This window comes from Achromobacter spanius, assembly GCF_039673305.1.
Lineage (GTDB): Bacteria > Pseudomonadota > Gammaproteobacteria > Burkholderiales > Burkholderiaceae_B > Achromobacter > Achromobacter spanius_F.
Window position 1 is genome coordinate 26,081 of the sequence record NZ_JBDJLJ010000060.1, and the last position, 6,670, is coordinate 32,750.

The 6,670-nt window shown below is 68.4% G+C and carries 5 protein-coding genes; 2 read left to right on the top strand and 3 right to left on the bottom strand.

The annotated features are described in order from the left end of the window. Positions 1-40 precede the first annotated feature (40 nt). From ABE485_RS26915 to ABE485_RS26925, 3 genes are all read right to left on the bottom strand, one after another. The gene (locus tag ABE485_RS26915; RefSeq protein ID WP_346518311.1) at positions 41-1,042 is read right to left on the bottom strand and encodes a cyclase family protein; all 1,002 of its coding nucleotides are present in this window, start codon (positions 1,040-1,042) and stop codon (positions 41-43) included. Between the two features lie 94 nt (positions 1,043-1,136). Further along, positions 1,137-2,342 (bottom strand): CaiB/BaiF CoA transferase family protein, encoded by a 1,206-nt coding sequence (locus ABE485_RS26920; protein WP_346518312.1) that lies wholly within the window; start codon positions 2,340-2,342, stop codon positions 1,137-1,139. A gap of 39 nt (positions 2,343-2,381) precedes the next feature. Then, positions 2,382-3,212 carry an HpcH/HpaI aldolase/citrate lyase family protein gene (locus ABE485_RS26925; protein WP_346518313.1) on the bottom strand — a complete coding sequence of 277 codons (831 nt, stop codon included), beginning with the start codon at positions 3,210-3,212 and terminating at the stop codon, positions 2,382-2,384. A gap of 86 nt (positions 3,213-3,298) precedes the next feature. Here ABE485_RS26925 and ABE485_RS26930 point away from each other — a divergent pair, with 86 nt between their 5' ends. Together ABE485_RS26930 and ABE485_RS26935 are read left to right on the top strand one after the other, a co-directional pair. Beyond that, positions 3,299-4,195 carry a LysR family transcriptional regulator gene (locus tag ABE485_RS26930; RefSeq protein WP_346518314.1) on the top strand — a complete coding sequence of 299 codons (897 nt, stop codon included), beginning with the start codon at positions 3,299-3,301 and terminating at the stop codon, positions 4,193-4,195. A 154-nt stretch (positions 4,196-4,349) separates the two neighbouring features. Next, positions 4,350-6,635 carry a nitric-oxide reductase large subunit gene (locus ABE485_RS26935; protein ID WP_346518315.1) on the top strand — a complete coding sequence of 762 codons (2,286 nt, stop codon included), beginning with the start codon at positions 4,350-4,352 and terminating at the stop codon, positions 6,633-6,635. Positions 6,636-6,670 lie beyond the last annotated feature (35 nt).

The following is a 6,670-nucleotide window of genomic DNA, read 5'->3' on the forward strand; positions in this document are numbered from 1 at the left end:
GCGCGACCGCTGCTTGTCCGGCCGGACGGGCCGGCGGCAATCAGACGGTCGCGATGGGGTTGACCGGCGCGCCGACCAGGCCGGGCACATACATCGGCGCCGCGGTCAGGAAGAAGGCGTGGCGGCCGCGCTGGCGCAGCCAGTGCGCCAGCGGGGTCAGGTGCCAGAGCTCGCCCAGCGGCAAGCCCAGCTTGAACAGGCACTGTTCGTGCAGGGGCAGCAGCGGGCCGCGCTCGGCGGCCAGGCTGTGGTTGCGCAATTCCACCGCGTGATTATCGGCGGCGATGGCCGCGATGCGGCTGTCCTTGATCCAGGCCAGCAGTGCGGCGTCGTCGCCGTCGAGCACGCAGCAGCTGGTCTTGAGGCGATGCTGTTCGTCGTCGGGCAGGGTCAGGGCAAGGTCGGCCAGCCCGGTGTGCAGGCACAGCACGTCGCCGGGCCGCACGGTCACGCCGTCGGCCTGCATCACGCGCTGCAGGTCGGCCAGGCCGATCTTGCGCTGGTCGTCGCCAAAGTGCGCGCGCAGGTCCACCATCACGCCGCGGCCCTGGATGCCGTGGCGCGCCATCGGCGCGATCGACAGGTCGCGGGTGCCGGTGAAGCCTTCCGTGGCGGGTTCGCTCACGGTGAAACCGTTGTAGCCGGTGGGCTGCGCATCGCCGTTGCCCCGGGCGTCGTAGAGCGAGCCCACGTGGCCAAGCGCATCCCACTGCGTCGAGTATTGCGGCGAGATCGTGACGCTGTCGTCGCTGATCACGTCCGTTGCGCCGGGCACGTCGGTCGCCAGCGGATAGCGGTAGACGGGCACGCCGTTCTTTTCGGCCGGGCGGATCACCGGGCCCTTGCGGCGCGGGTTCAGCACCGGCGCGCGCGGCACGGTCAGCGGCAGGCTGAGCGAAAACGAAATGCCTTCGCGCACCTCGGCGACCGCGGCCAGGCGGGCCTGCGCATCCAGATGGTTGAGCGTGCCGAGCTGGTCGTCGTCGCCGAAGTCGCCCCAGTTCGACCCGGCGGGCCGCTGGTGGTATCGCTGCTGGCTCATCGCCATGTCTCCTCGCGCCGCGTTTTATAGGGCGCGTCTTGTTTTTCAGGCCGGCGGCTGGGCCGCCGGCGTCTTTCTTATGGCGACGGTGCGTTCAGCGCACCGCCTCCCGGCCCATCAGGGCGTCGATGTCGTGCTCGCCGTAGCCCAGGCCGGCCAAAATCTCCCGGCTGTGCTCGCCCAGCGACGGCGCGCCGATGCGGGCCGGGGCGGCGGTGTCGGGGACCGTGCCGTCGGGCGCGAAGTGCGCCCACTGGGCCAGCCCGAGATAGTTGCCGGCCGCCGGATTGGACAGGGGCTGCATGAACCCCATGGCCTGCACCTGCGGATGGTCGAACATGTCTTCGACGCTGTTGACGACGGCGCAGGGCACGCTCTGGCCGAACAGCTCGGCCCATTCGGCGGCGCCACGCCGCGCCAGCGCGTCGCGCACCCGCGGGATGAGCACGGCGGCCTGGGCCGCGCGTTTCTTGACGGTATCGTAGTCGGGGTGGTCGGCCAATTCGCCCAGGCCCAGGTGGCCGCACAGCGAACGCCAGAAGTGCGGCGTGTTCGCCGAGATGTACAAATGGCCTTCGCGGGTGGGGTGGATGCCCGTGATGCCGCCCGAACGCATGTCGCGTTCGATGCGGCGCGGCTCGCCCTCGGCCCACACCAGCCGCGCCGACTGCATCGCCAGCGCGCTGCCGAGCAGCGAGACCTCGATGGCCTGGCCGCGTCCGGTTTTCTCGCGCTGGTACAGCGCGGCGGCCACGCTGTTGGAAATCAGGGAGGCGCCGTAGTAGTCGACGACCGAACCATAGAGAATCTCGGGCGGGCCGTCGGCCTTGCCTTGCGAGGCGCACATGCCCGTCATGGACTGCAGCACCTGGTCGTAGCCGGCGTGGCCCGCCATCGGGCCGGCCATGCCGTAGCCCGTCATGGCGCAATACACCAGGCGCGGATTGATCGCGGCCAGCGTGGCGAAGTCGATGCGCAGCCGCTCGGGCACGCCCGGACGGAAGTTGTGGACCAGCACGTCGGCCTCGCGCACCAGGCGCGTGAGCACCTCGTAGCCGGCCTCGTCCTTCAGATTCAGGCACAGCCCCCGCTTGTTGCGGTTGATGCCCAGGAAGGCGCGGCTTTCGCTGGCCAGCGTCGACGGATACTTGCGCAGGTTGTCGCCTTCGGGCGGCTCGATCTTGATCACTTCGGCGCCCATGTCGCCCAGCAGCGCGCAGCCATAGGGGCCGGCGATGTAGGCGCTCAGGTCCAGCACTTTGACGCCGGACAGGGGCAGGGTGGAGGCGGATTGCGTCATGCGGTTTACTCAGTCTTGCGGATTCGAAAAAGGCGCGGCTCAGGCGTGGCCGGCGGCCAGCAGCACGTCTTCGGCGCGGCGCACGAAGGGCGCGTCGATCATGCGGCCATCGAGCAGGAAGGCGCCCAGCCCGGCGTTCTCGCGGCTGGCGGCGACCACGCGGCGCGCCTGTTCAATCTCGTCGGCCGAGAAGCCGAATTCCTCGTTGGCGATGGCGATCTGGCTCGGATGGATGCACGACTTGCCCAGGAACCCGAGCGAACGCGCCAGGCGCGCCTCGGCGCGAAAGCCGTCGGTGTCTTTCACCCGGGCATAGGCGGCGTCCAGCGCGAACTTGCCGGACGCACCGGCGGCCAGGCGCACCGCCAGCAGGATCGGGCGCAGCGTCTCGGGCGCATAGCGGGCAATGCCCAGCGGCTCGAACAGGTCGGCCAGGCCCAGTTGCAGGCCGCAGACGCGTTCGTGCGCAGCCGCCAGTTCGGCGGCGCGGGCCAGCGCCTGCGGGGTCTCGATATTGACCAGGAAGCTGCCCTGGAACCCGGCGGCGCTGGCGCGCGTCACGGCGTCCTGCACGGACTCGGCGTCCTGGGTCTTGGGCACGTTCAGGATGTCGAACGGCACGCGGCCCAGCACGGCCAGGTCGTCGGCGTAATAGGGCGTGTCGGACGCGTTGATGCGGACGATAATTTTCTTGGCATGCGCGGTGCCTGCCTGCTTGCCGAGCCAGTCGGCGAGGATGGCGCGCGCCTCGGCCTTGCGCTGCGGCGCGACGGCGTCCTCGAGGTCGAAGGAAATCGCGTCGGCGGCGCTGGCCATGGCCTTATCGAACAGTTCCGGGCGGGATGCCGGGACGAACAGCTTGCTCTTCATGGTTGTCTCCTGAGCCGGATTGTGGCGCGGACACACGTTCGGTAGGGCGAGCTGGGATACGATAAAACGATAGAATATCTATCATTATGAACACCGACTTTCTCCATACGCTGGTCGCCGTGGCGCGCCACGGCTCCATGGCCGAGACCGCGCGCCGGCTTGGCCTCACGCATGGCGCGGTGGCGCAGCAGATCCGCGCGCTCGAACAGGAGCTGGGCGCGCCGCTGGTGGCGCGCGCCGGCCGCACCGTGCACCTCACCGCCAAGGCGACCGAACTGCTGGCGCCGGTGCAGGAGGTCCTGACGAGCCTGGAACAGATCCGCTACCTGGCGCGTTCCGGCGAAGTGATGGGCGAGCTGCGGCTGGGCGCGGGCAACACCGCGCTCAATTCCATGGTGCCGGCCATCCTGGAATGCCTCGTCGCGCGCCATCCGCTGGTCAACGTGGCGCTCACCCCGGGCCACTCGGCGCGTTTCTATCCGGCGGTGGAGGCGGGCGAACTGGACGCGGCCATCGCGCTGGAAGCCCCCTATCCGCTGGCCAAGAGCCTGGGCTGGCAGTTGCTGCGCGAAGAGCCCTACGTGCTGGCGGTGGCGCCGCGGCTGGCCGGGCGCGATCCGCATGCGCTGCTCGCCAGCGAGCCTTTCATTCGCTACCAGCGCAACGATTGGGGCGGTCGCCATGTGGACGACTACCTGAAGCGGGTTGGCATCACGCCGCGCGACCGGTTTGAACTCAACGCCATCGAAGCCATTGCGGTGATGGTGAGCCGCGATCTCGGCGTGGCGATCCTGCCGCTGGCGACCAACGGCGCGATCGAGCGGCTGGGTCTCGCGGTGTTGCCGCTGCCGGCGCCCTGCGAGCCGCGCCGCTTCGGATTGATCTGGCCGCGCGGGTCATCGCGGCTGGCGCTGATACAGGCGTTTCGCGACATTGCCATTGTGGAGTACGCCAGGGCAGATGGCGCCCCGAACGGGGTTTAATTGACCCTGCGACGGTGATTTATACCCGTCGCGACCACAGTAAAAAACACCATGCCGTTTGCAATTCGCTGATTTGCCGGGATTTTTTTCTGGCACGGATTTCGCATGTGGACACGCACCCCAACCAACCGCAACACAGGAGGGCGTTCCCATCATGGGTCCGTATCGGAAATTATGGTTCACGTTGATCGCCGTGGTGGCGATCACCTTTGCACTGCTGGGCTTCTACGGCGGCGAGGTCTACCGACAGGCGCCACCCATCCCCGGGCACGTCGTCACGACCGAGGGCCGCGCGCTGTTCGGCCGCGACGACATCCTGGACGGGCAGACCGCCTGGCAGTCCGTGGGCGGCATGCAGCTCGGTTCGGTCTGGGGGCACGGCGCGTACCAGGCGCCCGACTGGACGGCGGACTGGCTGCACCGCGAACTCACGGCCTGGCTGGACCTGGCCGCGCGCGACGAGCACGGCCAGGCCTATGACAAACTGCCCGCGCCGGCGCAGGCGGCCCTGCGCGAAGCGCTCAAGGCCGAGTACCGCGCCAACCGCAGCGACGCCGCCACCGACACGCTGACGATCACGCCGCGCCGCGCGCTGGCCATCGAGCAGACCGCGGCCTATTACGACCAGCTGTTCTCCGACGCGCCGGCCCTGCACGGCAGCCGCGAAAACTTCGCCATGAAGGAAAACACGCTGCCCGACGCCGCGCGCCGCACGCAGCTCACGCGCTTCTTCTTCTGGACGGCGTGGGCGGCGGCCACCGAGCGCGAAGGCAAGCCGGTCACCTACACCAACAACTGGCCGCACGAGCCGCTGATCGGCAACCACCCCAGCGCGGAAAACGTGATGTGGTCCATCATCAGCGTGGTGGTGCTGCTGGCGGGCATCGGCTTCCTGGTCTGGGCCTGGGCGTTCCTGCGCGGCCAGGAAGAGGACGAGCCGCAAGCGCCCGCGCGCGACCCGCTCACCACCTTTGCCCTGACGCCGTCGCAACGCGCGCTGGGCAAGTACCTGTTCCTGGTCGTGGCGCTGTTCGGCTTTCAGGTGCTGCTGGGCGGCTTCACCGCGCACTACACCGTCGAAGGGCAGAAGTTCTATGGCATCGATGTCTCGCAGTGGTTCCCCTATTCGCTGGTGCGCACCTGGCACATCCAGAGCGCCCTGTTCTGGATCGCGACCGGGTTCCTGGCCGCCGGTCTGTTCCTGGCGCCGCTGATCAACGGCGGGCGCGATCCCAAGTTCCAGAAGGTTGGCGTCGACATCCTGTTCTGGGCGCTGGTGCTGGTCGTGGCCGGTTCTTTTGCCGGCAACTATCTGGCCATCGCGCAGATCATGCCGCCGGAATGGAACTTCTGGCTGGGCCATCAAGGCTATGAATACGTGGACCTGGGCCGCCTGTGGCAGATCGGCAAGTTCGCCGGCATCTGCTTCTGGCTGGTGCTGATGCTGCGCGGCATCGTTCCCGCCCTGCGCACGCCGGGCGGCGACAAGAACCTGCTGGCGCTGCTGACGGCTTCCGTCGGCGCGATCGGCCTGTTCTACGGCGCCGGCTTTTTCTATGGCGAACGCACGCACTTGACCGTGATGGAGTACTGGCGCTGGTGGATCGTCCACCTGTGGGTCGAAGGCTTCTTCGAAGTGTTCGCCACCACCGCGCTGGCCTTCATCTTCTCGACGCTGGGCCTGGTGTCGCGCCGCATGGCCACCACCGCCAGCCTGGCCTCGGCCTCGCTGTTCATGCTGGGCGGCATTCCCGGCACGTTCCACCACCTGTACTTCGCCGGCACCACCACGCCCGTGATGGCCGTTGGCGCAAGCTTCTCGGCGCTGGAAGTCGTGCCCCTGATCGTGCTGGGCCACGAGGCCTGGGAAAACTGGCGCCTGAAGACCCGCGCGCCGTGGATGGCCGACCTGAAGTGGCCGCTGATGTGCTTCGTGGCTGTGGCCTTCTGGAACATGCTGGGCGCGGGCGTCTTCGGCTTCATGATCAACCCGCCGATCTCGCTCTACTACATCCAGGGCCTGAACACCACGCCGGTCCATGCGCACGCCGCGCTGTTCGGGGTGTACGGCTTCCTGGCGCTGGGCTTCACCCTGCTGGTGCTGCGCTACATCCGTCCGCAATATGCGCTCAGCCCCGGCCTGATGAAGCTGGCGTTCTGGGGCATGAACGTGGGCCTGGCCCTGATGATCTTCACCAGCCTGTTGCCGGTGGGCCTGATCCAGTTCCACGCCAGCGTCAGCGAAGGCATGTGGTACGCCCGCAGCGAGGCCTTCATGCAGCAGGACCTGCTCAAGACCCTGCGCTGGGGCCGCACCTTCGGCGACGTCGTGTTCCTGCTGGGCGCGCTCGCCATGGTCATGCAGGTGATCCTGGGCCTGCTCAGCGCCAAGCCCGCGCTGGTCGAGCCGCGGCTGCAGGCCAAGGCCGCGCGCGGCTGACGCGCCGTCGTCCGCCTCTTTGCGCCAGCGCAACG